Genomic DNA, 25370 nt, shown 5'->3' with positions numbered 1-25370 from the left:
TAGGTGGCTGACTATGGTTTCCACAAGTTAGACTGGTGGAATGACTGTTCGTCTGACCGGCCGGCTCGCCCAGCGCGACGACGTGGCGCTGGGCGACCTCTGTCCCATCGACCGCGCGCTCCAGGTGATCGGCAACCGCACCGCACTGCTCCTGCTGCGCGAGGTCTTCTACGGGGCCGGGCGCTTCGACGCACTGGTCAAGCGTGTCGGCGTGACCGAGGCCGTGGCCGCACAGCGGTTGCGCCAGCTGGTCGACGCCGGAGTCCTGACCAAGGAGCCGTATCGCGAGCCCGGCCAACGGACCCGGCATGCCTATGCGCTGACCGACGCCGGACACGACCTGCTTCCCGTGGTGCTGGCCCTCCTCCAGTGGGGTGCCACGCACACGACCGGCGGCGGACCCGCCCTCACCCACGCCGACTGCGGCGAGCCCGTCCAGCTCGAGGCGCGGTGCGCAGCCGGACATGTCGTGGACGAGGACGACCTGGTCGTCGGTTCCCGGCGCTGAGCTGGGCGACGGTCACAGGACGTAGGGAATGACCATCCGGGTGCGCGCCTCGTAGGCCGCCCACTCGGGATACCTGCTCATGCTCGCCTCCTTCGCCAGCATGTTCGCCGCGAAGAGCCCGAACCAGACCCATGCCAGCACCACGAACGGCAGCCAGTGCCAGACCAACAGGGCGAAGCCGAGGTAGATCATCATCTCGCCGGTGTAGTTCGGATGCCGCACGAACCGGAACATGCCGTCGGTGATGAGGCCGCGCTGCACCCGCAGCGTGAAGTACTTCTGCGCGTCGGCCGCGATCATCACCACCGAGCCGAGCACGACCAAGGTGATGCACACCGCGAACCACGGCTTGTCCGCCACCGGGTAGTCGCCTCCACGGCCCGAGACCAGCAACCAGCCGAACAGCCAGTACCAGCCGAGGACGAGCAGGATCGCGTTCACGGCTCCCGGCACCGTGAGCCGGTGCTGCCAGCCGTGGTCCGGGAACGTCTTGTCCTTGAGGTACCAGACCAGTCCGTACGACCCGTGCAGGGCCAGGTAGATCCAGGCCGCATCGCTCGTGGCGGCAGCCGTGTGGCCGTCGTACAGCCACATGAGGCCGGCCAGGTAGGGGAACATCAGGCACTTCTGGAAGTTGATCACCGTCGCGAAGGCGACCACGCGCGATCCCCCGGGCATGTCGAGGACGAAGCGCTGCTGCAGCCCCCGGACGACCCGCGCGTACGCCGGAACCGGCCGCTCCACCCGCGCCCCCGGAGCGTCAGGCGTCGTAGTCAACGTGCACCTCGTCACTGGTGGGATGGGACTGGCACGTGAGCACGTACCCGGCGTCCACGTCCGCCGGCGACAGCGCGAAGTTCTGCTCCATCGCCACCGATCCGAGCAGGACCTTCGCCTTGCAGGTGCCGCACGCTCCCCCCAGACAGGCGTACGGCGCCTCGAGGCCCGCCTTCAGCGCGGACTCCAGGACGGTGTCGCCGGCCGCCAGCGCGACGTCGTACTGACGTGCCCGCAGGGTGACCGCGACCGTCGCTGGCGAGAAGCCGTCGGCGACCCGGGGCTTCTGGTAGCCGTGGAACAGCTCCACGTGGACGTGCTCGGGCTCGGCGCCGCGCTCGAGGAGCAGGTCGCGGAGGTCGGTCACCATCTCGACCGGCCCGCACAGGAACCACTCGTCCACCGGGGCAGTGAGGTCGGAGGCGAGCAGCTGCTCGAGCCGCGACCGGTCGACGCGGCCGCGCAGGTGCTCGGGGTGTCGCACGTCGCGGGAGCGGATGTGGACGATCCTGAACCGGTCGGCGTAGCGCGCCTCGAGGTCGTCCAGCTCCTCGCGGAACATGGTGCTGTCGGAGTCCCGGTTGCCGTAGACGAGGGTGAAGCGGCTCTCGGTCTCGACGGCGAGCGTGGTCCGGAGGATCGAGAGCGCCGGCGTGATGCCGCTGCCCGCGACGAGTGCGACGTAGTTCTTCGTGGCGAGTGGGCTGAGCTCGGTGCCGAACGACCCGGTCGGTGTCATCAGCTCGAGGGTGTCGCCGGCGCGGAGCCCTTCCATCGCGAAGGTCGAGAAGGCGCCGCCGGGGATCTGCTTGACGGCGATCGCGAGGGTGTCGGAGGTGGCCGAGGTGCAGAGGGAGTAGTTGCGGCGTACCCCCTCGCCACCCAGGTCGGTGCGGACGGTGACGTGCTGCCCCGGCTGGAAGGAGAACTCCTCACGAAGGCCGGCCGGCACGTCGAAGGTGATCAGCACGCTGTCCCCGGTCAATCGGTCGACGCTGGCGACCGGGATCGGGTGGAACTCCGCGACGTGGGCAGAGGACCGCTTCGGCATCCGCACAGGGAGGAGCCGGGCGAGCTTGCCGTTGAGCTGCTTCCAGTCGCGGTACTCGTCGGGGTCGAGATGCTGGCCGAAGACGGTGCCGATCGCAGCATCGCGCTCGAGATAGGCCTCCTCGTTGCGGCGCCAGGTGGCGACGTACCGGTGGAACGGGATCGACGGGTGCAGGTGGTGGACCAGGTGGTAGTTCTGCGAGAGGAGCAGTGGGGTGAGGATCCACTCGGAGCCGACGCGGTTGCGGGTCGCGCGGTAGCGGTTCTCCTGCTGGGTGTCCTCGAGGTCGTGGTGGGGCAGCCAGTCGAACCACCAGGCCAGGACGAACATGCCGATCCGTTCGGGGATCAGGTAGAGGACCGCGAAGGTCCACAGGTGGCCGGTGAGCGCACAGGCGACGACCACCGCGACCGTGGCCGTCATCAGGAACACGGTCTCTGCGACCTCGGCCCGGGGGCGGCGCCGCACGTTGCGCACCAGGAAGGTCAGGTACGGGACGTCCATCACCGGGAACCGGAACGGCAGCTGCCACATTGGGGCGCCGCTGACGAAGTGGTCGGGGTCGTTCCCTTCGTCGTCGTTGGTGTTGCGGTGGTGCTCGATGTGGATGAACGCGAACGACTTGAACGAGATCAGCGGTGACACGAAGAGCATCGCGACCCGGCCGAAGGCCACGTTCACCCAGTGGTGCGTGCTGACCGAGTAGTGCGCGGCGTCGTGCAGCACGGTGAAGAGGACGAAGATCGCGATCGCGCTGAGCGCGATCGTCACAGGGACCGGCAGCGTGTGGGTCACTGCCGCCCACGTCGAGAACGCGAAGACCAGGATGGCCCCGAGGAAGATGCCGACCACGGGCCACGAGATCGTCGGGACTCGCTCACCCGGGTCGGGAAGCGCGTGACGGGACGAGGCGGGCGCGGGTTGCTCCGTGATCGCTGACATGCCCGCAACCTACGAACCCTGCGGCCCGGCCGACAGTGGTGCTCAGCCCTGCCGATTGTGCGCCCAGCACATGGTCAGGCCCGGCCGGGCTCCGGAACCAGCACGACCGCACCGAGCACCTGGACCATGCGCAGCGCAGCATGCAGCTCGACCACGCGCTCGGACGCAGGCCTGCCGAGACGTTCCTCGGCCCGCCGGACCCGCTGCAGCACGGTGTTGCGGTGCACCCCCAGCTCCTCGGCTGCAGCCGCCAGGCCTCCCTGTGCGTCGAGCACGGCCAGCAGCGCGCGCCGCTCCTCGTCCTCGCGACGGCCGACGGCTCCGAGCGCGCCGAGCTCGCTCGCGACGAAGGCGCGGGCCAGGTCCAGGTCGCCGCTCATCGTGTCCACGAGGGCGACGTCGCAGTATGACGTCACGGGAGCTCCGCGGCCGGCCAGCTCGACGATCCGGACGCCGCGCTGGGCCTGCGCGTGCGAGTCGCGGAAGCCGCGTGCACCCTGTCCCGGCGTACCGACGGAGATCCGGACCGCGCCCGGGACCAGCTCGGCGAGGGAGGCGAGATCCGCCGGCCCCACGCCGGGAGCGCGTGTCGTGGAGACCCACCCCCACAGCGCCCGCGCTCCGTCCGGGACGAGGAGCGGATGGGGCGACCCGAGATGGGCGCCGATCGCCGCGCCGACCCGTGGGAGGTCGGAGTCGTCACGGTCGGTCCAGCAGACGAAGGCGGTCTGCCATCCGGTCAGCCGGTGGGACAGGGTGCGCTCCGCCCGCCCGAGGTCGATCCTGTCGCCAGCGAGGAGCGCGCGGACGGCGTCGGTCTGCGCCGCGCGGGCACGGTTCTGCATCCGATCCAGCTCGGCGACGTACTCGGCGGCGACCTCGCTGGCGATGCGGTCGGTGTAGGCGAAGGCGTAGCGCTGCAGATCGGCAACCACCGCGAGGGCGACGGCCGGATCCGCCACCAGGTCGGGGATCGCGCTCAGGATGCGCTCACTGAAGTAGCCGTGGCCGACCCGGTAGAACCGCAGCATCACGTCGACGCTGTAGCCGCGGGCCGCCATCGCGCGGGCGTGCTCGAGGGCGGTGACCGGTGCCGTCGCCGCACTCACGTCGATGCCGTGGCGGACCATCGACAGTGCCGCCTCGAGGTTGGACGAGCAGGACCCGAGCGTCAGGCCGCGGAGGTCGTCGTCGGCACTCGCCTCCGGGACCCGTTCGAGGATGTAGGCAAGCATCTCGTCGGCATGGGTCGACACGCTCCCCAGCAGCTGCGTGGCGGTACGGCGCAGCTCGGACACCAGCGCCTCGGGAAGGTCGCCCGACCCGTCCGCGTTCAGGACCATGTCGCGAGACTACGACCGGCAGGGCCATCGGCGCCCGGGACCTGCTCCGCTGAGATCAGACCAGTCAGTCGGCGAGGAACGCGGCGACCACCGGTGCGAACTGTTCGTGGTACTGGAAGATTCCGCCGTGGCCGGAGTCGGGATAGATGATCAACTCGCTGCCCTTGATCCGGCGGTGCAGGTCCTCGGACAGGATCGTGGGCACCATGCGATCGTGGTCGCCGTTGGCGATCAGCGTCGGCTGGGTGAGAGTCGAGAGGTCCGACGGCGCGGAACGGCCGTACTTCTGGATGGCCTTCAACTGGGTCCGCAGGGCCTTGAGAGTGATCTCCTGGTCGCGGTCGACGGTGCGCTCCTGGAGCCGCTTGACGAACGCCTTGGCCGCGGACTTGCCCGTCGCATCGCGGTTGAAGAAGAGGAACTCCTTGGGGTCTGATCGCGTCAGGGTCGCCCGCAGGATGTCCCAGTACGTCACGCCGACGACCTTGTCCATGTCCTTGCCGCCGCGCGGCCCGGTCCCGGTCAGCACGAGCCGGCGGACCAGCTCGGGATGCTTCACGATCAGGTCCTGGGCGATCATGCCGCCCATCGAGAACGAGAAGGCGTCGATCGTGTCGTGGCCGAGCGCGGTGATGAACTCGTAGGCGTGATCGGCAGCTGCTTCGATGGTGTCGGGCACCTTCCCCGTCGAGGCACCGACACCGCGCTGGTCGAAGGTGATGACGTGCCGGTGCTTCGCGATGGCGTCGACGATCCGGGGGTCCCAGTTGTCCAGGGTCGCGGCGAGGTGCACGAAGAAGACGACCGGGATGCCGCCACGGGGGCCGAGCTCCCGGTAGGCGTAGGTCACGCCCCCGGCGTTGATCGTGCGGGCCGGGGCCTGGGCGTACGAGGTGATGACGGGGTCGGCGGTCATGACAGTTCTCCGTTGATGGATGGGATCGAGCGTGCGCGGACGCGCCGCTGCCAGAGCGCCAGTGCGGGTGGCGCGACGAGCTCGAGGGCGACCGCGCCGACGGCGACCGGGTGGGGCCGACCCCGTTGTTGCCAGGACCTGATGCGGGCGAGTCCGCCCACGAAGAGGCTGGACAGCGCCATGGTCACGCCGGGTGATCGCTCGACCCGTCCGAGCTGGGACCAGATGACCGGTGCCACCGCGGCCTTGTAGACGTTCGCGTACCGCAGGGAGCTGTCCACGGTCGGCACCACGACCGGCGACCCACCGGGCACGCCTTGGGCGCCGAGCGCGATCTCGCGACCGGCACTGGCCAGCGGGACGGCCGCCAGCAGCGCGAGAGTGATCTGCAGGCGTCGTCGGCTGCGCGTGTCGGTGGATGCAGGCATGCGAGGACTCATCTCGTGGAGGTGGTGGCGGCAGCGAACACGGCGTCGCTGAGGGAGGTTGGGGTGACGGCGAGGAAGGCGAGCTGCGCACGGCTGACGTGGTCGCACCGGTAGCGGCGCCTGGGGTGCCTGGACGTGAGCGCACGATCGACGGCCTTCACGACCTTGTCGGGATCGCCTGCGAGCTTCTGCATGCGCCCCAGGAGCTTGCGGTTGCCAGCCAGGTGCGCGGCGTACAGCTCGCGGTGCGCCGGGCTGAGCCGGTCGGTCATCCGGTCGTAGTCGTCGAGGGCGCCACCCCACATGTCGGTGCGCGTCGGGCCGGGTTCGATGAGCGACACCGGAAGGCGCCAGGGGCGCAGCTCCATCCGCAGGGCATCGGCCAGTGACTCGAGGGCGTACTTCGAAGCGCTGTAGGCACCCGTGCCCGGAAGCGTGATCAGTCCACTCACCGACGACATGAACACCACGCGCCCGCGGGCCTTCCGGAGCTGCGGCAACACCGCCTGGACAACGGCGATCTGCGAAGTGACGTTGACGTCCAGCTGTCGCGACAGGTCGTCGAGCGCAAGGCTCTCGACAGGCCCTTGCACGATGATCCCCGCGTTGTTGACCACGGCATCGAGCCTGGCAGGGAGGTGTTCGGGCAGTCCGGCAACAGCCGCCCGGTCAGTGACGTCCAGCTGGACGGGGTGCACGTGCGGCAACTGCCCGAGGGCGCTGACGTCGGCGGCCGATCGGGCAGTCGCGTAGACGTCCCAGCCCCGGGCGCTCAGGTGTCGGGTGATGGCCAGCCCGATCCCTCGGCTGGCACCGGTCACCAGTACGGATGGCATGGGGTTGCTCGATTCTCAGAGGCCGGCGCGGTTGGCTGCCGGTAGCTGGGGGAACGGCGGCCGGTCGATGCCGAGCGACCCCGTGGCCGCCAACGGACGGGCCTGCAGGAACACCCCGACGCGATGGGTCTTCGCCTTGATCGCGTGCTTGAGCGCGCTGGCATGGCCGCCGGGCTTGTAGGCGAAGTCCTGGGCGAGCGCGTAGGTCTTCCACAGGCTGATCGAGGTGTGCTCATACGGCAGCTGTGAGGAGATGTCGATGCTGCCGCGGTGCCCGGGGTGGTGGGCCGCCCGGCTGGCCGCATGCGCGTTGTTGCGCACGAACTCGATCAGGTCACCGCGCCGGAGGATGCCGTGCACGATGGCCACCATCGGCTCGTCGTCGGTCAGCGGGGCCGCCCCCTCGGTGCGCGGCTCCCAGCCGTGCCAGTCGTTGCGTTCGGACTCGGAGTCGATCCGGACGCGGACGATCTCGCCGTCGAGACTGAACCGCCCGGGCCCGTCGAGCGTGCGCCGAAGCGGGCCCGCGAACGCGGCCTCGGCCGCTTCGGCCGACTCCCACGCAGCGACGAGAGCACACCCGCCCGGCACCAGCCCGGGAACCACCCGGTGAGTCCCGTTGTTCGAGTAGTTCACGGTCGAGCCCCGCAGGCCGTCGACACCGGCGTCGAGGATGCGCCTGAGGTCCCGTCGCCACCTGATGCGCCCACCGACGGGACGGGGGAAGGCGTCGACCGTCACGAAGTCCGGCCTGCTCATCGGTCGCCCAGGAAGGCGAGCACCTCGGGCACGAACTCGCGGTGGTACTGGAAGACGCCACCGTGCCCCGAGTTGGGATAGACGACCAGCTTCGCGTCGGGGAAGCGGCGCGCCATGTCGGCCGAGTGCTCGCTGGCGACCATCAGGTCGTGGTCGCCGTTGGCCACCAGGACGGGCGACTTGATGACCGACAGGTCGTCGGGGGCATGCAGGCCGCCGGAGGTGATGGCTCGCAGCTGGGCGAGCGCCGCTTGCCGGGTGACCGGCTTGCTCTTGTCGCCCGAGCGCTCGGCGAGGCGCGCGAAGTACTCCTTCGCTGCCTTCTTTCCCTCCGCGTTGCGGGGGAAGAACAGGAAGTGGCGCGGGTCCTTGCGGGTTGCGAAGGCCTTGGCGTAGGCACCGCCCACGATGAACGGCATCTTCCAGATACCGCCACCCCCGCGCGGACCGGTGCCGGCCAGGACCATGCGGCGGACCAGTTCGGGCGCCTGCAGCGCGACCATCTGCGCGACCGCTCCACCGAGCGAGAAGCCGAAGAGATCGACCTCGTCGTACCCGAGCGCCCGGATGAACGCGATCGCGTCGGCGCCCATCTGCTCGATGTCGTTCGGCACGCGGGAGCCGGTCGAACCGACGCCGCGGTTGTCGAACGCGATCACATGGTGCTGCGCCGCGATCCCGTCGATGATCCTCGGGTCCCAGTCATCGAGGACGGCAGTGAAGTGGTGGAGGAAGACCACGGGCACGCCGGAGGCAGGATCACCCAGCTCGCGGTAGGCGAACGAGGTCCCGTCGATCGTGACGGTCTTGGTCGGGGTGTCGCGCCAGGCGTTCATGCCAGCTTCTTTCGTCGAGTGCGGGAGGGGGCAGCGGGCATGGGGCGTTCGTCGAGCCGAGCGAGGACGTCGAGGATGCGGCGATCGGTGGCGAACCGGGCATCCAGGCCCGGACCGAGAAGGCCTCGAAGGGCCGAGACGGGGCGCCACACCCGAGGGTGGATGACGCGCACGGATCGTTGCTCGAGCCCGTCGGCGATGGCGGTCGCAGCGGATGCGGGAGTGACCCGCTTGCGCATCGGCTTCGGGAGGGTCGAGAGCAGCTGGAGCACGACGTCGTCCGCGTCGACACCGTTCTTGATCATGTCGGTGTCGACGAGCGAGAAGTAGGCGGTGAGCACCGACACGTCGTGGTCGGCGAGCTCGAGCCGGAGTCCGCGGCCGAGCTGCTCGACGGCGGCCTTGCTCATCGCGTACGGGATCGTCCCCATCCCGTTGACGAACGCGAACACCGAGCTGATCAACACGATCTGGCCCCGGTTGGCGATCACCTGGTCCATGCCGGCAGCGACTGTGTTGACGACTCCCGTGACGTTCACTGCCAAGGTGGCCTCGACGTCGGCGATCGGCGTGTTGCGCAACGTCGCCGCCTTGGCCAGCAGCCCGGCATTGGCCATCACGACGTCGACACGCCCGAAGCGGTCGACCGCCTGCTGCACGACGAGGTCCAGCGAGGATCGGTCCCGGACGTCAGCGACGCAGCCCAGGACCCGGTCAGCGTCCAGGGCCGCCGAACGTTCCGGAGTCCTGGCATCGATGTCGGCGATCACGAGCCGCGCACCGCGGCGCAGGAGTTCCCGCCCGGTCGCCGCCCCGATGCCACCGTTGCCGCCGGTGATCAGGACGACCTTGTCGGTCAGGTCGTACGACGCCCGGGTCATGCCGTGCCTCGCTTGGGCCGGAAGGACACGCGCCCGTTGCGGCGGACCATGGCCACGGCCGTCGCCAGCGGACCACGATCCAGGTCCGGCTCGAGGCCGCGCGCCAATCGGTGCAGCTGGTCGACGTTCCAGCTGATGTTCAAGAACCCGTCGAGGGCCTTCAGGTCGGTGAGGCGGCCCAGGATCCCGCGCAGGCCGGCCTGGATCTCGTGAGTCGTCAGGGCGTCGGATCGCCCGTCGAGGAGCTGCGCAGCGGAGTCGGTGGCGGTGACCGTGGGTCGGGCGATGCCGACGAGGTCGCAGTCGCCGGCCGTGATGGCGTCCTCCATGGCCGAGCGCGTTCGGAAGCCGCCCGTGACGGCAATCGGCACCGAGCCGGCCTGAGCACGCACCGACTGGGCGTACTCCAGGAAGTAGGCCTCCCGCGCCCGGGTGGAGGAAGCGGCGGAGCCGCCCATCGCAGGAGACTCGTAGTTCCCGCCGGAGACCTCGATCAGGTCGACGGCCTCGGCGGCCAGCGCGGCCACCACGGCTCGCGAGTCCTCCTCGGAGAAGCCGCCGCGCTGGAAGTCGGCCGAGTTCAGCTTCACGGCCACCGCGAAGCCCGGGCTCACCCGCTGCCGGACCCGCCGGACGACCTCGAGCAGGAAGCGCATCCGTCGTTCCGGAGTGCCGCCCCACTCGTCGGTGCGCAGGTTCGTCAGGGGCGAGAGGAACTGGGTGACCAGGTAGCCGTGAGCCGCATGGAGTTGGACGCCGTCGAAGCCGGCCTCCTCGCACACCGCGGCGGCAAGGGCGAACCGATCGATGATGTCCTCGATCTCGGCACCGGTCAGCTCGCGGGGCGTGGCCGCGCCCGGCATGGCCAGGGGCACGGGACTGGGGGCGACCGGCTTGTGCCCGACGGCCAGCAGGTTGGACTGCCGACCCGGGTGGTTGAGCTGGGCGAAGATCGCCGCCCCACCGTCGTGGGCCGCCTTCGTCCACGCCGTCAGCTGCGCGAGTGCCCGGTCGTCGTCGATGACGACATTGCCGGGCTCCCCCAGGTGGTTGCGGTCAACCATGATGTTGCCGGTGACGAGCAGTCCGTAGCCGCCCTGGGCCCACCGGCGGTACAGCGTGACGAGCCGTTCGTCGGGCGAGTTGCCGGCGTCACCCAGCGCCTCGCTGAGTGCTGCCTTTGCGATGCGATTGGGCAGCCGTACGCCGCACGGGAGATCAAGGGGTTCGCTGAGCGGGGACATCGGTGCTCCTGACGCGCCATTGGATTACGTTCATCATATTATGATCGTAATCCAATGGCAGCGCAACCCTTCAGCTCGTGACCCCGGCCACCGGGCTGCGGCTCAGCGCAGGAACGTGCCCGCGTTCTCGATGCCTCGCTCGAGGACTTCCAGGGAGAGGTCGGGGTCGGCGAGCGCTCGCGACAGCTGCAGGGTGCCGACGAGCAATGCAAAGAGTCCGATGGCCCGACCCCGTCCGGCCATCGGGTTCCGCGGGGTCAGACGGGACGCGATCTCGTCGATGATCGATGCGGCACCAGCGGTGTAGCCCTGGCGCGCAGCGTCGTCGGTCCGCACGATCTCGTCGAGCAACGCCGCCGATGGGCAGCCGACCGCGGCGTTGTCCCGGTGCTCCGGGGACAGGTAGTCGCGGATGAACTGCTCGATGCCCGCCTTGCCTGCCGGCAACGCACTGATCGCCCGGGCCTGGGCTCGCACCTCGTCGGCCACCACCGTGGCGACGAGATCGTCCTTCGAATCGAAGTGCGCGTAGAACGCGCCGTTGGTCAGTCCGACGTCGGCCATCAAGGTGGCGATCCCGGAGCCGTCGATACCGCCCTGCTTGAACCGGCGACCTGCCGACTCGACGATGCGTTGCCGCGTGGCGTCCTTGTGTTCCTTGCCGTAGCGCGCCATGGCTCCCCCTCCGTCCGGATCGTCCGGTCAGCGTAGTCGATTACCTGCCGTCCGTAATATTACGATCGCCAGTCAACTAATCGACGACGGGATCGGCGCCGTCAGCGCAGGAACGCCAGCAGGTCCGCCACGAACCGCTCGTGGTGCTGGAAGACCCCGCCGTGGCCGGCGTCGGGATAGATCCGCAACGTCGCGTTCGGGAGCTCGTGGGCGAGGTCGAAGGAACTGCGGGTCGGCAGCATCCGGTCGTCCTCTCCGTTGGCGACCAGCACCGGGTGCTCGATCGAGCCCAGGTCCATGGGCGCGCGAGAGCCCCATCGGCGTACGGCCACCACTTGCGCGGCGACGCCGCGAGGCGTCGTACGACGGACGCGGTCGTGGGTGCGCTCACCGAGCCTGCGCATGTACGCCGCGGCCGCCGCCTTGCCGCTCGGAGTGCGGGTGAAGAACAGCAGCGGCTTGGGGTTGCTCAGCGTGACCAGGCCGCGCAGCGCATCGCCCAGCATCCGGGTGTTGGCTTCACCCACGCCGGCACCACCCGCAGGTCCGGTACCGGCGAGCACCACGCGACGAACCAGGCCCGGCTCTCGTTCGACGATGGCCTGGGCGACGAAGCCGCCGAGCGAGAACCCCATCAGGTCGACGGGCCCGAGGCCGAGCGCACGGATGAAGGCGATCGCGTCGTCGGCCATCGCTTCGACCGTGGTCGGCGTCCTGCCGCCGGACCCACCGATCCCCCGGTTGTCGAAGATGATCACCCTTCGCTCGACCGCAACGCCGTCGATGACGCGCGGATCCCAGTCGTCGATGACCGCGGTGAAGTGGTGGAGGAAGACGACCGGGGTTCCCGACGTGGGCCCGAAGTCCCGGTAGGCGAAGTGGGTTCCGGCCGCTTCGATCCGCCGGGTCGGCGCTTCGATCGCGGCAGCTCCCGACCGGGTCCCGATCACGGTGTCTCCTCGATGGTGACGACGATCTTCCCGTTGGCCTTGCCCTGCTCGACGTAGGCAAGCGCGTCGAGGGTCCGCTCGAACTCGAAGGTGCGGTCGAGCACGGGCTTCAGCACCCCGGCGTCGTACAACGTGGCCAGGGCGGCGAGCTGGGCGCCGTCGGCGCGCATGAAGAAGAACGAGTAGCGGACGCCGAGCTTCCTGGCCTGCGCCCGCACCTTGCGACCCAGCACCGCCATGACCGGCTTCAACACCGGCTGGCCGAGCTGCGACGCGAACGCGGGGTCGGGAGGACCGACCACGCTGATCGCCAGTCCACCGGGCTTGAGGACCGTGAGGGACTTCGTCAGGTTCTCACCGCCCAGCGAGTCGATGACGACGTCGTACCCCGACAGGACGTCGGCGAAGTCCGCTGTCCGGTAGTCGATGACCTCGTCGGCGCCGAGGGCCCTGAGCCTGTCGGCCTCGTCCCCACGCGCGGTGGTGGCGACGTGGGCGCCGAGGTGGTGGGCGACCTGGATGACGGTCGAGCCCAGGCCACCTGCGCCGGCGTGGACGAGGACCTTCTGGCCGGGCTTCACCTCTGCCACGTCGACCAGTGCCTGCCATGCCGCCAGCGCGACGAGCGGCACGGCCGCTGCCTCCTCCATCGTGAGGCTGACCGGCTTCAGCGCGACGTCGGCCTGGTCGACCGCGATGGACTCCGCGAAGGTGCCGATGCGGAGGTCGCGTGGTCGCGCGTAGACCTCGTCGCCGACCTTGAAGGAACGGACGTCGCTGCCGACGCGGGCCACCACACCTGCCAGGTCGTGGCCGAGCACGAACGGCGTCCTGTACTTGAGCAGCTGCTTGAACTCGCCATTGCGGACCATCTTGTCCAGCGGGTTGATGCTCGCGGCGCGAACCCGGATCAGGACGTCCTTCGGCCCGACCACGGGTTCGGGTACGTCGGCCGCGCGGACGCCGTCCTTGCCGTACTTCTCGACGACGAATGCCTTCATGTCAGCCAGCCTTCTGTGCAGGGTTCTCGATGGTCTCGGTGGGGTGCGCAGCGCCGGCGCGCAGCACGGGCTTCGCGATCTTGCCGACGGCGTTGCGAGGAAGCGCGTCGAGCACGTGGAGCGCGACCGGTCGCTTGTAGCCGCTCAGCTCGGCGGCGCAGTGGCGCTTGAGGTCGTCGGTGTCGATGTCGTGCCCGGGAGCCGCTTCGACGTACGCGACGACGACCTCGCCCCAGACCGGATCAGGAACACCGATGACGGCGGCCTCGAGCACGGCAGGGTGAGCGGACAACACGTCCTCGATCTCCTTGGGATAGATGTTCTCGCCGCCGCGGATGATCATGTCCTTCGACCGACCGACGAGGGTCAGGTAGCCGTCGGCGTCGAGCTGTCCGACGTCGCCGGTGTGCAACCAGCCGTCGACGATGACCCTGGCCGTCTCCTCGGGACGCCCCAGGTAGCCGCGCATCACGTTCGCGCCTCGGACGACGACCTCGCCTGCAGTCCCCCGCGGAACCTCGACTCCGTCGGGGTCGACGATGCGTACGTCCTGCCCGGGGAACGGGACTCCCACGGTGCCCGCTCGTCGGGGGCCTCCGACCGGATTGATGGTCGACCCACAGGTCGCCTCCGACAAGCCGTAGCCCTCGATCAGCGGGAAGCCGTAGCGGTTCTCGAAGCGCTCCAACAGCTCGGCAGAAGCGGGCGCGGCACCGCAGATGGCGAACCGCACCGATGACGTGTCGGGCGCGAGCTCCACCGGACGAGCCGCGAGCATCGCGTAGATCGTCGGCACCGCACTGAAGTACGTCGGCCGTTCGGCTTCGACCAGGTCGAAGAAGGTGTGGGGCTTGAACCGGCTCGCGATCACGACGCTCGCACCGGTCGCGAGCGGGAGCAGCACGCTGACCACGATGCCGTTGACGTGGAACAGCGGAAGGATCAGCAGGCAGTGGTCATCGGCGCCGACACCGAGGCCCAGCCGCCCCATCTCGACCATCGCCTGGAGGTTCGCGTGGTCGAGCATCACGCCCTTGGGCACGCCCGTGGTCCCGCTGGTGTAGATGAGCAGGGCGAGCGCGTCTTCCGGCACTTCCGCAGCAGGAATCGCGTGCTGCGGCGTGCGCCGCAGGTTGTCGACAGCCAGGGTCGCGATGGTCGACTCCGTGGCCGGCTCCTCCTCGACGACGAGGAGGCGAGCGTTCGCGTCGTCGAGCTGCCGGGCGACCTCGGCGTCGGTCAGGCTCGGGTTCACGGGAGTGACGGTCGCGCCCACTCGCCAGGCCGCGAAGAGGAGTACGACGAACTCGATCCGGTTGGTCAGCTTGAGCGCCACGACATCGGCCGGCCCGACACCGAGGTCCAGCAGGTGCTCTGCTGCTGCCGCCACGTGGTGCAGCAGGTCGGCATTGGTCAGGGATCCTGTCGCGTCAGAGACAGCGCGGCCCTTGGGGTCGCGACGGGCGCGGTCGTCGGGAACGGAAGCGAGGTGCACGAGGATCACGCCCCTTGCAGGTGACGCGACAGGAACTCGACCTGGTCGGCGACGACTGCTTCGAACGCGTCGCCCAGGTAGATGTCGAAGTGGCCGGCGTCGTACTCCTTGATCTCGCCGCGCGGCGCCGTCTTCGCGTAGGCCAGGGTCTCGGCGGCCGGGGTCACCGTGTCCTGGTTGGTGATGCAGAAGAGGATCGGCGGGACCACCCGGCGGGCGGCCTTGCCGGGGCGATACGTCGTGATGGTCGGGGCGACCCGGGCGGCGACCTCGTTGACGAAGGTGCCGCCGGGCGGGACGAGGGCCAGGTAGCCCTCGAGGGCGTCCGGCGCGTTCATCAGCGCGAGTGCTCCGGGCTTGGCTGCCAGCGGAATGGTGACGGGCGCGCGACCGCGCGCAGCGGCGACCACGTCACGTGCGACCGACGGCAGGACCTTCATCGTCCCTCGGGGACCGAGGGCTCGCGCCGAGGCCAGCCCGTCGGTGAACGGACACTGCGCGATGGCGGCGCTGAGCTCCGGGTGCCGGGAGGCGACGGTGATGGCGTGACCGCCGCCGAAGGAGCTGCCCCACACCGCGACCCGGGTGCGATCGACGTCCTCGCGCGTCTGCACGTGGTCGAGCGCGGCGTCCCAGTCGGAGAGCTGGCGCTTGATCGACAACAGTTGCCGCGGGCTCCCCTCGCTGTCGCCGAAGTGGCGATAGGTGAAGGCGAGGGCAGCGATCCCGGCCTGCGCGAAGCGCTCGGCGTACGCGTCCAGGCGCATGTCACGGGTGGCACCCAGACCGTGGCCGAGGACGACGACCGGCGGCGAGGTGACGCCGTCGGGCAGGTACAGCCAGGCCGCGCAGTCGTCGCCGGAGGAGTCGAACCGGACGTCGTGGCGGGTGAAGGTGTGCGTGCTCATCGGGTCACTGCCTCTCGCTGGCCGAAGGAGACCGCGCCGTCGGCGATCGCCCGGTCGAAGGTGTCCTCCGCGTAGAGCGGCAGCTCGCCGGTCGCCTCGGTCTGGGCCATGTACTCCAGCATCAGTCGCTGGCCCTCCTTCGACAGCGCCTGCCGCAGGAACTCGGTGCGCTCGACGTGCAGCCCGTCCTCGAGCGACATGGAGCCGCCGAGGTAGACCGAGCGCTTGATGGCCGCCACCGATTCCCGGGGCCGGGATCCGAAGTGAGCGGCCAGCTCCAGGGCACGATCCAGCACTTCGTCCTGCGGTACGACGTCGTCGAGCGCGCCGAGCGCCAGTGCTTCCGCGGCCGTGAACGGCTTGCCCTCCAGGATCGCCACCAACGAGCGGTGGGTGCCGATCAGGCGGGTCAGCCGCTGGGTTCCACCACCGCCGGGCATGATGCCGAGCAGGACCTCGGGCTGGCCGATGAAGAAGTCGCCCTCGGCCATCACGCGCAGGTCGTTGGCCCACGCGAACTCGGCGCCCAGGCCCAGCGCCGATCCATTGAGCGCGGCGATGAAGATGACTCCGCTGCGGTTCATCTTCAGGAACGTCTGGTGCAGGTTCTCGAGCTCGACCGCAGGCCACAGCGGCGTGTTGCGCAGCGCAGGAGCCAACGCCGCGCTGGCCTTGTTGACGCCGTACGCCGTGCGCGCGAGGGCGGACGCGCCGCGGCGCCCGACGGCCGGAACAGCGGCACCGCCCTCCTGCAACCAGCGGACCTCCGCGTGGCTGACGAAACGATCGGGGTGCGATCCGGTGAAGACCACGGCATGGATGTCCGGATCGCGGTCCACGCGATCGACCAGCGTCTCCAGCTCCGCCGCGATGTCTGGCCCGAACACCTGGCGGGGCCCGCCTGCAATGTGTACGACGACCACCGCTCCGCGGTCCTCGACTTCGAGGTGGCCCGTTTCCTTCTCTGCCATGACGCCTGCTTTCGTTGTCCTGTTCGGCTAGAATAACGAAGTTATAGCTAGGCGACAAGGGTGATCCTGCCCACGAGTGAAAGCATCGGCGACATGGCAGTGGACGAGATCTCCGGCAGCGTGCCCGAGCGACTGGTGGCGGCCGCGGTGACGCTGCTCGCCGACGAGGGACCCTCCGCCATCAAGGTGCGGTCCGTGGCTGCCGCCTGCGGACTGTCGACGATGGTGGTCTACAGCCACTTCGGCGGCGTGCCCGAGCTCGTCAGCGCTGTTGCCGACCATGGCTTCGAGGAGTTCCGCCGCGCCTTCGCCGACGTCCCCGCCACCGAGGACCCGGTGACCGATCTCTTCACCATGGCGACGCGGTGCCGCCAGATCGCGCAGGCCAACCCGCACCTCTACGACCTGATGTTCGGCCTCTCGACCCGGGCGACCTACCGGCCGGCAGCGGGCGCAGGATCACGCCTGAGCGGCCACTCCCCGGCCTTCCAGGCTGCCTACGCGCACGTCACCGCCGCCTGCGCCCGCCTTGTCGAGTCAGGGCGGATCTCCCCCGCCGAGCCCGAGGTCATCGCGGCCTCGGTCTGGAGCTTCGTGCACGGCTACGTCAGCCTCGAGCTGGCCGACCACTTCATCGAGTTCAAGGACCCGGTGACCGAAGTGCTCGTCCCCATGGGCGTGACGTTCTGCGTCGGCCTCGGCGACACCAGAGAACGCGCCCTGGCCTCCCACCTGGCGGCACTGAGCCGCTACGGGACCAGCTGATCGTTGCGCCCGAGGACGTCGACCTCGCGCTCGAGGGTGGGCACGGTCCGGGCCGCGAACCGACGCATCCACGGCCAGGCGACGGGGGAGTTGAGCAGCCCCTGCGCCCAGTTGGCAACGACGACCGCACGCGGCACGTAGACCCGTGACCGTCGATGAACCAGCGCATCGACGATGGCCACAGCCGCGTCGTCCACGCTGGTGGTGACATTGCCCGGGTACGGCAACCGGCGGCGCATCGCCGCAAAGGACGGCAGGTCCGCCTCCGCGCCGCGGACGAGATCGGTGTCGATCCAGGACGGATGGACCAGCCCCACGGTCACGCCCAGGTGCGCCACCTCCTGGCGATACGCGAGGGCCAGCATCTCGACACCCGCCTTGCTGGCGCCGTACGACGCCATGGCCGCAAGCGGCATGAAGGAGAGCGCCGACGCGACGACCGTCGCGTGACCACGGCTCGCAGCAAGGTGCGGTGTCGCGTGCTTCAAGGTGCGGAAGACGCCGTTCACGTTGACGTCGAGGACCCTCTCGAACGACGCCTCGTCGATGTTGCGGACCGTCCCGTACGACGCGACGCCGGCATTGGCGACCAGGAAGTCGATGGCACCCAGCTCGTCGGCACAGCCGTCGATCGCCGTACGCAATGCCTCGCCGTCACGCACGTCCGCCTCGCGCCAGACAGCGCGGTCCCCCAGGTCGGTCGCCAGGCCCTGCAGCCGATCCGCCTCGAGCCCGACGAGCCCGACCCTGGCTCCCTCATCGACGGCCAGGCGGGCCACCTTCTCGCCGATGCCGCGCGCGGCCCCCGTGACGAGCACTGTCCGACCCTGCAGGCGTTGGTTCATGCCATCACGATAACTTCGTTATACGAATCGGGCAAGGGAATCCCTTGTTCCGGTCGCTCGGTCCGATCGGTGCGCCCATGGGACCTATGGTTGACCGGTGACATCCTTGCGTTCCACCCACCGGCCATCGCCAGCGGCAAGGGGCGCGGACCGTCGCCCCACCCGCAAGGGCGACGTGCAGCGGGACGCGCTTCTCGGGGCAATGACCCGCCTGCTGGAGCGCAAGCGTTTCGGAGACCTCTCCGTCGCGGACATCACGACGGAAGCCGGGGTTGCTCGTTCGGGCTTCTACTTCTACTTCGAGTCGAAGTACGCGGCGCTCGGATCGGCGTCCGTGGAGATCTGGTCCGAGTTCGTCGACGCAACGGCTTCGTACGTCCGGCCCGATGAGGAGTCCGTCAGCGACTACGTCGAACGGGTGCTGCAGAACGCCCTACGGATCTGGCGGTCCCATGAAGCCCTGCTGATCGCGTCGCTGGAGGCTCTCCCGCTCGACGAGGAACTGACCCGCGCCTGGCGGGAACAGATCGGCCGCGTCAGTGATCTCGTCGCCCAGCAGGTCGAGCGCGACCGTGCCGCCGGGCTGGTGGCGCCAGGCTTCGACGACATCCCGACACTGGTGCGCCGCCTCGGCGAGACCACCATGTACCTGCTCTACCAGGACCGCAGCGACAACGCCGACGAGGCCGCGAGCCAGCAGACCGTCGAGGTCCTCAAGCACATCTGGTTGACCGCGATGGGCGCGCCCAGCTGACGTCACTCCTTCCCATTTGACAGGTCGTCGATTATTCTCGACACCTAGTCAAATCAGGTGAGGACCCACATGGACGCTCGTACATCCGATCTGCTCTGCATTCACGGCTACACGGCCAGCTGGCACCACTGGGACCCAGTCGTGCCCGCCCTGCAGGAGCACCACCGCGTCCACGTGGCCCGGCTCGCCGGACATGCGGGTGGTCCACCGCTCGCCGCCGGCGTCGCCCCCACGGCCACCGCCCTCGCCGACCAGCTGGAGCGCGACCTGGACGCGGCCGGCGTGGACCGCGCCCACCTCGTCGGGAACTCGCTGGGCGGATGGCTTGCCCTCGAGCTCGCCGCCCGCGGACGAGCACTCTCCGTGACTGCGCTCTCCCCCGCGCTCGGCTGGGAGCCGAGGGGCAACCACCTGCGGACCCTGGACCTCAAACTCGCCGTCGCCCGTCAGATGATCCTCCGAGGCTCCCCCGTCCTCCCCCTGCTCTTCAGGTCCCCGACGGCGAGGCGGGCAGCGCTCAAGGTCGCCGTGGCGCACGGCGACCGGATGACCCCCGAAGCCGCGCTGACCTTCACGGCCGCCATGGCCGAGTGCACGATCGCCAAGCCACTCAAGCAGTGGTTCCTCACGACCGAGCACACCCTGGGCCCCATTGAATGTCCCGTGCACATCGCCTGGTCGGGCGAGGACGCCCTGATTCCGCTCGAGCCCTACGGCGCCCGATTCACCACACTCGTTCCGAACGCCGAACGTACGGTGCTCCCCCACGTCGGCCACGTCCCGATGTACGACGACCCGGACCTGGTCGTGCGCACGGTGCTGGACCTGACCAGCGCCGTGGACCGAGCCGGCACACCGTTGACCCCGGTCGACGGGAGCTGCTGACGATGACGTCGTACGGCGCCGGCGAGACCGACACGGCCCTGTTGGAGGAGACGATCGGGGCGAGCTTCGAGCGCACGGTGGGGTCGTACGGCGATCGGGAGGCGTTGGTCGAGGTGTCGACTGGGCGGCGGTGGACGTATGCGGAGCTGAACCGTGACGTGGATGCTTTTGCGGTGGGGTTGTTGCGTGCCGGGGTCGTGAAGGGTGACCGGGTGGGGATCTGGGCGCCGAACTGTGCGGAGTGGACGATCACCCAGTACGCCACGGCGAAGATCGGCGCGATCCTGGTCAACATCAACCCGGCCTACCGGACCCACGAGCTGGCGTACGTGTTGAAGCAGGCGGGTGTGAAGCTCCTCGTGTCCGCGACGGAGTTCAAGACCAGTGACTACCGCGCGATGGTGGCCGAGGTGATCGAGGAGACGCCGGTCGAGAAGGTGCTGTTCCTCGGCACCCCGGAGTGGGACGAGGCCAACGTCCACGACCCCGGTGCCACGGTGGCGGACCTGGTGACGTGGTCCCTGGACCCGAATGACCCGATCAACATCCAGTACACCTCGGGCACCACGGGCTTCCCGAAGGGCGCGACGCTGTCGCACCGCAACATCTTGAACAACGGGTACTTCGTGACCGAGACGATCAACTTCACCGAGCAGGACCGGTTGTGCATCCCGGTGCCGTTCTATCACTGCTTCGGGATGGTGATGGGCAACCTCGGGTGCACCACCCACGGTGCGGCGATGGTGATCCCGGCGCCCGGGTTCGACCCCGCGGTCACGTTGCAGACCATCCAGGACGAGGCCTGTACCGGTGTGTATGGGGTGCCGACGATGTTCATCGCGATGCAGAACGCACCCGGGTTCGCCGACTACGACCTCTCCAGTTTACGGACCGGGATCATGGCCGGTTCACCGTGTCCGGTCGAGGTGATGAAGCACTGCATCGAGGACATGCACATGAGCGAGGTCTCGATCGCGTACGGGATGACCGAGACCAGCCCCGTCTCGACCCAGACCCGTGCGGATGACGACCTGGATCGTCGTACGGCCACGATCGGGCGGGCGCACCCGCACGTGGAGGTCAAGGTCGTCGACCCGGTCACGGGCGAGACCGTGGAGCGTGGCGAACCGGGTGAGTTCTGCACCCGTGGTTATTCGGTGATGCTCGGCTACTGGAACGACCCGGACAAGACCGCCGAAGCGATTGATGCCGAGGGGTGGATGCACACCGGTGACTTGGCGGTGATGCGCGAGGACGGGTACTGCGCGATCGTGGGTCGGATCAAGGACATGGTGATCCGGGGTGGGGAGAACATCTATCCCCGTGAGATCGAGGAGTTCCTCTATACCCACCCTGATGTGGAGGACGTCCAGGTGATCGGGGTCCCGGATGAGAAGTACGGCGAGGAGCTGTGTGCCTGGGTCCGGATGCGACCCGGGGCCGAACCGCTCGATGCCGCAGCGGTGAAGGAGTTCGCGAGCGGGAAGCTCGCGCACTACAAGGTCCCGCGCTACGTCCTGGTCGTCGACGAGTTCCCCATGACCGTCACCGGCAAGGTCCGCAAGATCGAGATGCGCGAGGAGAGCATCAACCTCCTCGAGCTCGCGTGACCTGTCCGCCGCGCTGGTCACGAACACCGCCCGGCGCCGTGGCTCAGGCCAACGACACCAGCAGGTCGCCCACGACTTCGGGGCTTTCGAGCGCAATGAAGTGGCCCACGCCCGGGAGCTCCGTGAACTCGGCAGCGGGCATCAGCTCCTTGTTGGCAGCCCGATCCGATCGCCGGGACCAGTCCTTCTCGCCGTAGATCAGGTGAACCGGCGCCTTCACCTCGGGGTAGCGCGAGCGGGCAGCGATCATGCTGGACAGGTTCCTGTAGACCCCCCGGATCGCAATGGGGTAACCCGGCCGCTTGCCCACATGGCTGAGCTCGTCCACGTAGTCCGACCGCAGGGCCGCCTTGTCGACCAGCCCACCCTCGAGGATCCGGCGAAGGACCGACTTGGGCTCGACTCGGGCGAACGCCGACCCCAGTCCCGGCAGGGCGATCCCGCTGTTGACCGCACGAGCGAGGGCACTGGATCGGGCGATCCCGCCTCGGTAGTCGTACAGGTTCACCGCGACGACGCGCCGGACACGGTCAGGCAGGTCGGCGGCGGCGGTCAACGCGAGCACCGCGCCGATGGACTCGCCGACCAGCGTCACGTCATGGAGGTCGAGCTCGGTGAGGAGCCGCTTGACGCCCGCACGCAGAGCCGGCTCCTCGTACGACGCCCCGGGGACGATCTCCGAGTACCCCATCCCGGGGAGGTCGAGGGCGTACACCGTGTAGTGCTCCGCGAGCTGCGGAATGAGAAGGCGGAAGTGCTCAGCCTGGGTGCGCACGGTGTGCAGCAGGACGAGCGGAGCACCAGACCCAGCCGTGAGGTAGCGCAACGTTCCTTCGCGACTGCCACGGCTCGCGCTCGGCGCAAGCGTGTGGCTGGTGACTCCTGGAACCTGAAGGGTGGGGCGCTCTTTCGTGGTGGTCATGCCATGAACTCCTTGGGTGCGAACTGAAGGGCGGCGACCGGGCTCCACAGCGAAAACCGATCGGTTTCCACCAAAGTACACCGATCGGTTTCCTCTCGCAACCATCGAGGTCCTACGTCAGCGCATGCCTCCCCTGTCGAGCAGCGCAGCCACCGTGGGCTCAACGAGTCCAGCCAGGGAATCGGCCTGGATGCCCGCGCGCACGCTGGCGCCGTCGAAGACGAGGCTGAGCTGTCGGGCCAACAGGTCAGGATCGCCCGCACCCCCTTGCTCGGCCTCGGAACGAAAGAAGGCCGTCAGTGCGGACTTGACCCCATGGGCCACCTGGCTCGCCGGGTGGGATTGATCCTTGAGCTCGACCTGGACGGCCAGGTATCGACACCCTCGAAACTCGGGTTCGGTCGACTCGAGCTCCACCTGCTTGAAGACGTGCATGATCCGCTCGCGCGGCGGGCGTTGGTCATCGTCCGCAGGCAGATGGCCCGCAACATAGGCCGCGACACCTTCCTCCAGGCTTGCGGCCAGCAGGTCGTCCTTGCTGTCGAACAACTGGTACAGCGAGCGCTTCGAGACGCCTGCTGCCTTGCACAGTGCCTCGACGCCGACGCCGACGCCGTTCTGATAGGTCAGCCTGGCGGCCGCCTCCAGCAACCGCTCACGAGGACGCGCCTTCACTTCAGTGGTCATGTCGGGAGACTAGCCCGATTTCCACCTTCGGAAAACCGATCGGTTTCCCGCGCTCGTCGACGCGTTCGAGGTCAACATCAACGGCGGCGCCATCGCGATCAGGCATCCCGTTCGGCACCGTTGCAACCCGACCCGCACCATCAGGCCCCGAGATCGACGAGAGCACCCACACGGGCACGGTGCCGGCCCGGGGTGCCGAGCGCGATCTGGTCGGCCTTGGCGCGCTTGAGGTAGAGATGCGCGGGGTGCTCCCAGGTCATGCCGATGCCGCCATGGAGCTGTACGGCCTCCTCGGCCGCTCGCACCGCGAGATCGCTGTTGAAGGCCTGGGCGATCGACGTCGCCAGGACAGCATCCCCGTCGCCCGCGGCCAACGTCGCTGCCGCGTAGCGCGCGGCCGCTGCACCCGACTCCACGTCCGTGTACAGGTCGGCGAGCCGGTGCTTGAGAGCCTGGAACCCTCCGAGCACGCGCCCGAACTGCTTGCGCACCTTGAGGTAGGTCACCGTCGTCTCCAGGCACCAGCGGGCAACACCCAGCTGTTCGGAGGCCATCAGCGCTGCACCCCAGTCCAGTGCGCGGCGTACGGCGGGCTCGGCGTCAGCGAGCACGAACGCCCCCGCAACGCCGTCGAGAGTCACGTCCGCGACCTGGCGGGTCATGTCGAGACAGACCCGGGGTGTCACCCTCACGGCGGACACGTCGACCGAGTAGAGGTGAGTGCCGGCCAGGACCAGCAACACATCCGCCTCGATCGCTCCGGCGACGCTCGTGACCGTGCCGGTGAGCCGACCACCTTCCAGCTGCACAACCGGGAGCTGGGCGTCCGGCGCGGTTGACCATGGAACGGCGAGGGCTGCCACCCGATCCCCTGCCGCCAACTGCGGCAGTAGGGGCGAGTCGCTGTCGAGCAGCACGGTCGTCGCGATGACCGAACTGGTCAGGAACGGCACCGGCGCCGCCGTACGCCCCAGCTCCTCGAGCACGACCGCGGCCTCGCGCGCTGACGCACCCTGGCCACCGCGGTCCTCCGGCACCAGCAACCCGGCGAGGCCGATGTCCACCAGCGACTTCCAGAGCCCGTCGACCAGTGACCGGTCTCCGTCGTAGATCCTGGTGACCGCTTTGGAGTCACACCTGTCGCCCAGCAGGTCACGCACGCTTGACCGCAGGTCCTCCTCGATCTCTGTGTAGAGCAGCTGAAGGTCGCTCACTTCGCGATCTCCTTCCACGGGAGGTCCTTGTCGACCCGGTGCTCACCGGGCAGGCCCAGCACGCGCTCGGCCACGATGTTGCGGAGAATCTCCGACGTACCGCCCTCGATGGAGTTGCCCTTCGCGCGCAGGTAGCGATAACCGGCGTCGCGGCCGGTGAAGTCGACGTGGACAGATCGGACCAGTGTCCAGTCCGAGTAACGCAGCCCCTCCTCACCGAGCAGCTCGAGCTCGAGCCCGGAGAGTTCCTGCGCGATGCGCGCAAAGCTCAGCTTCATCGCCGAGCCCTCGGGACCGGGCTGACCCTGCGCGAGCTTCTGGCGAAGTCGGACGCCCGTGAGCCTGGAGACCTCGGCCTCGATCCACAGCCGCAGCAGCCGGTCATGCAGGTCAGCTGTGCGCAGCTCGGGACGTGCACGCCAGGTCTGCGCGACGACGCCGATCATGCCACCCTCACGACTCGCACCCTTGCCGATCGAGAGCCGCTCGTTGTTGAGCGTTGCGTTCGCGACCTTCCATCCCTGGCCGACCTCACCAAGCCGGTGTCCGTCGGGGATGCGAACGTCCGTCAGGAAGACCTCGTTGAACTCCGCCTCGCCGGTGATCTGCCGCAGCGGTCGTACCTCGACACCGGGGTCGGTCATGTCGCACACGAAGTAGGTCAGTCCGAAGTGTTTGGGCTGCTCCGGGTCGGTGCGCGCGACGAGGATCGCGAATCGGGCGTTGTGAGCACTGGAGGTCCACACCTTCTGCCCATTGACGACCCACTCGTCCCCGTCGCGCACCGCACGCGTCGAGACGTTGGCGAGGTCGGAGCCCGCGCCCGGCTCGCTGAAGAGCTGGCACCAGATCTCCTCGCCGGTCCACAACGGCCGCAGGAATCGGTCCTTCTGGTCCTCGGTGCCGAAGGCCAGGATCGTCGGCGCGGCCATGCCGAGCCCGATGACGTTGCGTCCCGGCTTGTTGTCCGGGCCACCCGCCTCGACGAACAGCCGGTCCGCCTCGGACTGCAACTCCTGCGCCAGGCCGAGGCCGCCACGGCCGATCGGGTGGTGCACCCAGGCCAGACCCTCGTCGTACCGGGCGCGGAGGAACTCGAGGCGGTCGGTCGTTGCGGGGTCATGCGCGGCGAGGAACGCTTCGACCTTCTCCTGCAGCTGCGCCACG

26 protein-coding genes are annotated in these 25370 nt (G+C 69.0%); 5 read left to right on the top strand and 21 right to left on the bottom strand.

Translation table 11 applies throughout. The annotated features are described in order from the left end of the window. Positions 1 to 40 precede the first annotated feature (40 nt). Positions 41 to 508 (top strand): winged helix-turn-helix transcriptional regulator, encoded by a 468-nt coding sequence (locus ACOACQ_RS06760; protein ID WP_378606130.1) that lies wholly within the window; start codon positions 41 to 43, stop codon positions 506 to 508. A 12-nt stretch (positions 509 to 520) separates the two neighbouring features. Here ACOACQ_RS06760 and ACOACQ_RS06755 read toward each other — a convergent pair whose 3' ends face one another. The 16 genes from ACOACQ_RS06755 to ACOACQ_RS06680 form a co-directional block, all read right to left on the bottom strand. Further along, complete coding sequence (locus ACOACQ_RS06755; protein ID WP_420287942.1) at positions 521 to 1285, bottom strand: methyltransferase family protein; 765 nt, start codon at positions 1283 to 1285, stop codon at positions 521 to 523. Next, on the bottom strand, positions 1269 to 3278 hold the full coding sequence (locus ACOACQ_RS06750) for a fatty acid desaturase (RefSeq protein ID WP_420287941.1): 2010 nt from the start codon (positions 3276 to 3278) through the stop codon (positions 1269 to 1271). Before ACOACQ_RS06750 ends, ACOACQ_RS06755 begins: the two co-directional genes overlap by 17 nt. Before the next feature lie 74 nt (positions 3279 to 3352). Continuing rightward, positions 3353 to 4621 carry a PucR family transcriptional regulator gene (locus ACOACQ_RS06745; protein WP_378606121.1) on the bottom strand — a complete coding sequence of 423 codons (1269 nt, stop codon included), beginning with the start codon at positions 4619 to 4621 and terminating at the stop codon, positions 3353 to 3355. Between the two features lie 64 nt (positions 4622 to 4685). Further along, a complete protein-coding gene (locus tag ACOACQ_RS06740; protein ID WP_420287940.1) occupies positions 4686 to 5537 on the bottom strand; it encodes an alpha/beta fold hydrolase in 852 nt (283 codons plus the stop codon). Continuing rightward, positions 5534 to 5965 carry a DUF4345 domain-containing protein gene (locus tag ACOACQ_RS06735; protein ID WP_420287939.1) on the bottom strand — a complete coding sequence of 144 codons (432 nt, stop codon included), beginning with the start codon at positions 5963 to 5965 and terminating at the stop codon, positions 5534 to 5536. Before ACOACQ_RS06735 ends, ACOACQ_RS06740 begins: the two co-directional genes overlap by 4 nt. Positions 5966 to 5973: 8 nt before the next feature. Then, positions 5974 to 6801, bottom strand: coding sequence for an SDR family oxidoreductase (locus ACOACQ_RS06730; RefSeq protein ID WP_420287938.1), 828 nt, complete (start codon positions 6799 to 6801; stop codon positions 5974 to 5976). Between the two features lie 15 nt (positions 6802 to 6816). Then, on the bottom strand, positions 6817 to 7560 hold the full coding sequence (locus tag ACOACQ_RS06725) for a hypothetical protein (protein ID WP_420287937.1): 744 nt from the start codon (positions 7558 to 7560) through the stop codon (positions 6817 to 6819). Beyond that, positions 7557 to 8396 carry an alpha/beta fold hydrolase gene (locus tag ACOACQ_RS06720; RefSeq protein WP_378598547.1) on the bottom strand — a complete coding sequence of 280 codons (840 nt, stop codon included), beginning with the start codon at positions 8394 to 8396 and terminating at the stop codon, positions 7557 to 7559. The genes ACOACQ_RS06725 and ACOACQ_RS06720 overlap by 4 nt, the downstream gene beginning before the upstream one ends. After that, positions 8393 to 9277 (bottom strand): SDR family NAD(P)-dependent oxidoreductase, encoded by an 885-nt coding sequence (locus ACOACQ_RS06715; protein WP_420287936.1) that lies wholly within the window; start codon positions 9275 to 9277, stop codon positions 8393 to 8395. Before ACOACQ_RS06715 ends, ACOACQ_RS06720 begins: the two co-directional genes overlap by 4 nt. After that, positions 9274 to 10521, bottom strand: coding sequence for an NADH:flavin oxidoreductase/NADH oxidase family protein (locus ACOACQ_RS06710; RefSeq protein WP_420287935.1), 1248 nt, complete (start codon positions 10519 to 10521; stop codon positions 9274 to 9276). Before ACOACQ_RS06710 ends, ACOACQ_RS06715 begins: the two co-directional genes overlap by 4 nt. A gap of 102 nt (positions 10522 to 10623) precedes the next feature. After that, positions 10624 to 11196 (bottom strand): TetR/AcrR family transcriptional regulator, encoded by a 573-nt coding sequence (locus ACOACQ_RS06705; RefSeq protein WP_420287934.1) that lies wholly within the window; start codon positions 11194 to 11196, stop codon positions 10624 to 10626. Between the two features lie 101 nt (positions 11197 to 11297). Next, positions 11298 to 12146, bottom strand: a complete 849-nt coding sequence (locus tag ACOACQ_RS06700) for an alpha/beta fold hydrolase (protein ID WP_420287933.1) — start codon at positions 12144 to 12146, stop codon at positions 11298 to 11300. After that, positions 12143 to 13147, bottom strand: a complete 1005-nt coding sequence (locus ACOACQ_RS06695) for an NADP-dependent oxidoreductase (protein WP_378598534.1) — start codon at positions 13145 to 13147, stop codon at positions 12143 to 12145. The genes ACOACQ_RS06700 and ACOACQ_RS06695 overlap by 4 nt, the downstream gene beginning before the upstream one ends. A 1-nt stretch (position 13148) precedes the next feature. Next, the gene (locus ACOACQ_RS06690) at positions 13149 to 14651 is read right to left on the bottom strand and encodes a class I adenylate-forming enzyme family protein (protein ID WP_420287932.1); all 1503 of its coding nucleotides are present in this window, start codon (positions 14649 to 14651) and stop codon (positions 13149 to 13151) included. Beyond that, positions 14648 to 15550, bottom strand: a complete 903-nt coding sequence (locus ACOACQ_RS06685; RefSeq protein ID WP_420287931.1) for an alpha/beta hydrolase — start codon at positions 15548 to 15550, stop codon at positions 14648 to 14650. The genes ACOACQ_RS06690 and ACOACQ_RS06685 overlap by 4 nt, the downstream gene beginning before the upstream one ends. Continuing rightward, positions 15547 to 16521, bottom strand: a complete 975-nt coding sequence (locus tag ACOACQ_RS06680) for an enoyl-CoA hydratase/isomerase family protein (protein ID WP_420287930.1) — start codon at positions 16519 to 16521, stop codon at positions 15547 to 15549. Before ACOACQ_RS06680 ends, ACOACQ_RS06685 begins: the two co-directional genes overlap by 4 nt. Positions 16522 to 16614: 93 nt before the next feature. On the opposite strand from ACOACQ_RS06680, the gene ACOACQ_RS06675 reads away from it, so the two are divergent. Beyond that, positions 16615 to 17286, top strand: coding sequence for a TetR/AcrR family transcriptional regulator (locus ACOACQ_RS06675; RefSeq protein WP_378598522.1), 672 nt, complete (start codon positions 16615 to 16617; stop codon positions 17284 to 17286). Here ACOACQ_RS06675 and ACOACQ_RS06670 read toward each other — a convergent pair. Beyond that, complete coding sequence (locus ACOACQ_RS06670; RefSeq protein WP_420287929.1) at positions 17271 to 18131, bottom strand: SDR family oxidoreductase; 861 nt, start codon at positions 18129 to 18131, stop codon at positions 17271 to 17273. The genes ACOACQ_RS06675 and ACOACQ_RS06670 overlap by 16 nt on opposite strands. A 202-nt stretch (positions 18132 to 18333) precedes the next feature. On the opposite strand from ACOACQ_RS06670, the gene ACOACQ_RS06665 reads away from it, so the two are divergent. The 3 genes from ACOACQ_RS06665 to ACOACQ_RS06655 all read left to right on the top strand — a co-directional run bounded on the left by ACOACQ_RS06665 (position 18334) and on the right by ACOACQ_RS06655 (position 21380). Next, a complete protein-coding gene (locus ACOACQ_RS06665) occupies positions 18334 to 18885 on the top strand; it encodes a TetR/AcrR family transcriptional regulator (protein WP_420287928.1) in 552 nt (183 codons plus the stop codon). Positions 18886 to 18954: 69 nt separating this feature from the next. After that, positions 18955 to 19770, top strand: a complete 816-nt coding sequence (locus tag ACOACQ_RS06660; RefSeq protein WP_420287927.1) for an alpha/beta fold hydrolase — start codon at positions 18955 to 18957, stop codon at positions 19768 to 19770. 2 nt (positions 19771 to 19772) lie between these two features. Further along, positions 19773 to 21380, top strand: a complete 1608-nt coding sequence (locus tag ACOACQ_RS06655; protein ID WP_420287926.1) for an AMP-binding protein — start codon at positions 19773 to 19775, stop codon at positions 21378 to 21380. Between the two features lie 43 nt (positions 21381 to 21423). On the opposite strand, the gene ACOACQ_RS06650 is transcribed toward ACOACQ_RS06655, so the two are convergent. From ACOACQ_RS06650 to ACOACQ_RS06635, 4 genes are all read right to left on the bottom strand, one after another. Continuing rightward, complete coding sequence (locus ACOACQ_RS06650; protein ID WP_420287925.1) at positions 21424 to 22302, bottom strand: alpha/beta fold hydrolase; 879 nt, start codon at positions 22300 to 22302, stop codon at positions 21424 to 21426. A gap of 117 nt (positions 22303 to 22419) precedes the next feature. Continuing rightward, positions 22420 to 22989, bottom strand: a complete 570-nt coding sequence (locus tag ACOACQ_RS06645) for a TetR/AcrR family transcriptional regulator (protein ID WP_420287924.1) — start codon at positions 22987 to 22989, stop codon at positions 22420 to 22422. Between the two features lie 140 nt (positions 22990 to 23129). Further along, on the bottom strand, positions 23130 to 24203 hold the full coding sequence (locus ACOACQ_RS06640) for an acyl-CoA dehydrogenase family protein (protein ID WP_420287923.1): 1074 nt from the start codon (positions 24201 to 24203) through the stop codon (positions 23130 to 23132). After that, the gene (locus ACOACQ_RS06635; protein WP_378598492.1) at positions 24200 to 25369 is read right to left on the bottom strand and encodes an acyl-CoA dehydrogenase family protein; all 1170 of its coding nucleotides are present in this window, start codon (positions 25367 to 25369) and stop codon (positions 24200 to 24202) included. The genes ACOACQ_RS06640 and ACOACQ_RS06635 overlap by 4 nt, the downstream gene beginning before the upstream one ends. Position 25370 lies beyond the last annotated feature (1 nt).

Origin of the sequence: Nocardioides sp. CPCC 206347 (genome assembly GCF_048654605.1) — a bacterium.
Lineage (GTDB): Bacteria > Actinomycetota > Actinomycetes > Propionibacteriales > Nocardioidaceae > Nocardioides.
This window is presented reverse-complemented; position numbering and strand designations above follow the sequence as displayed.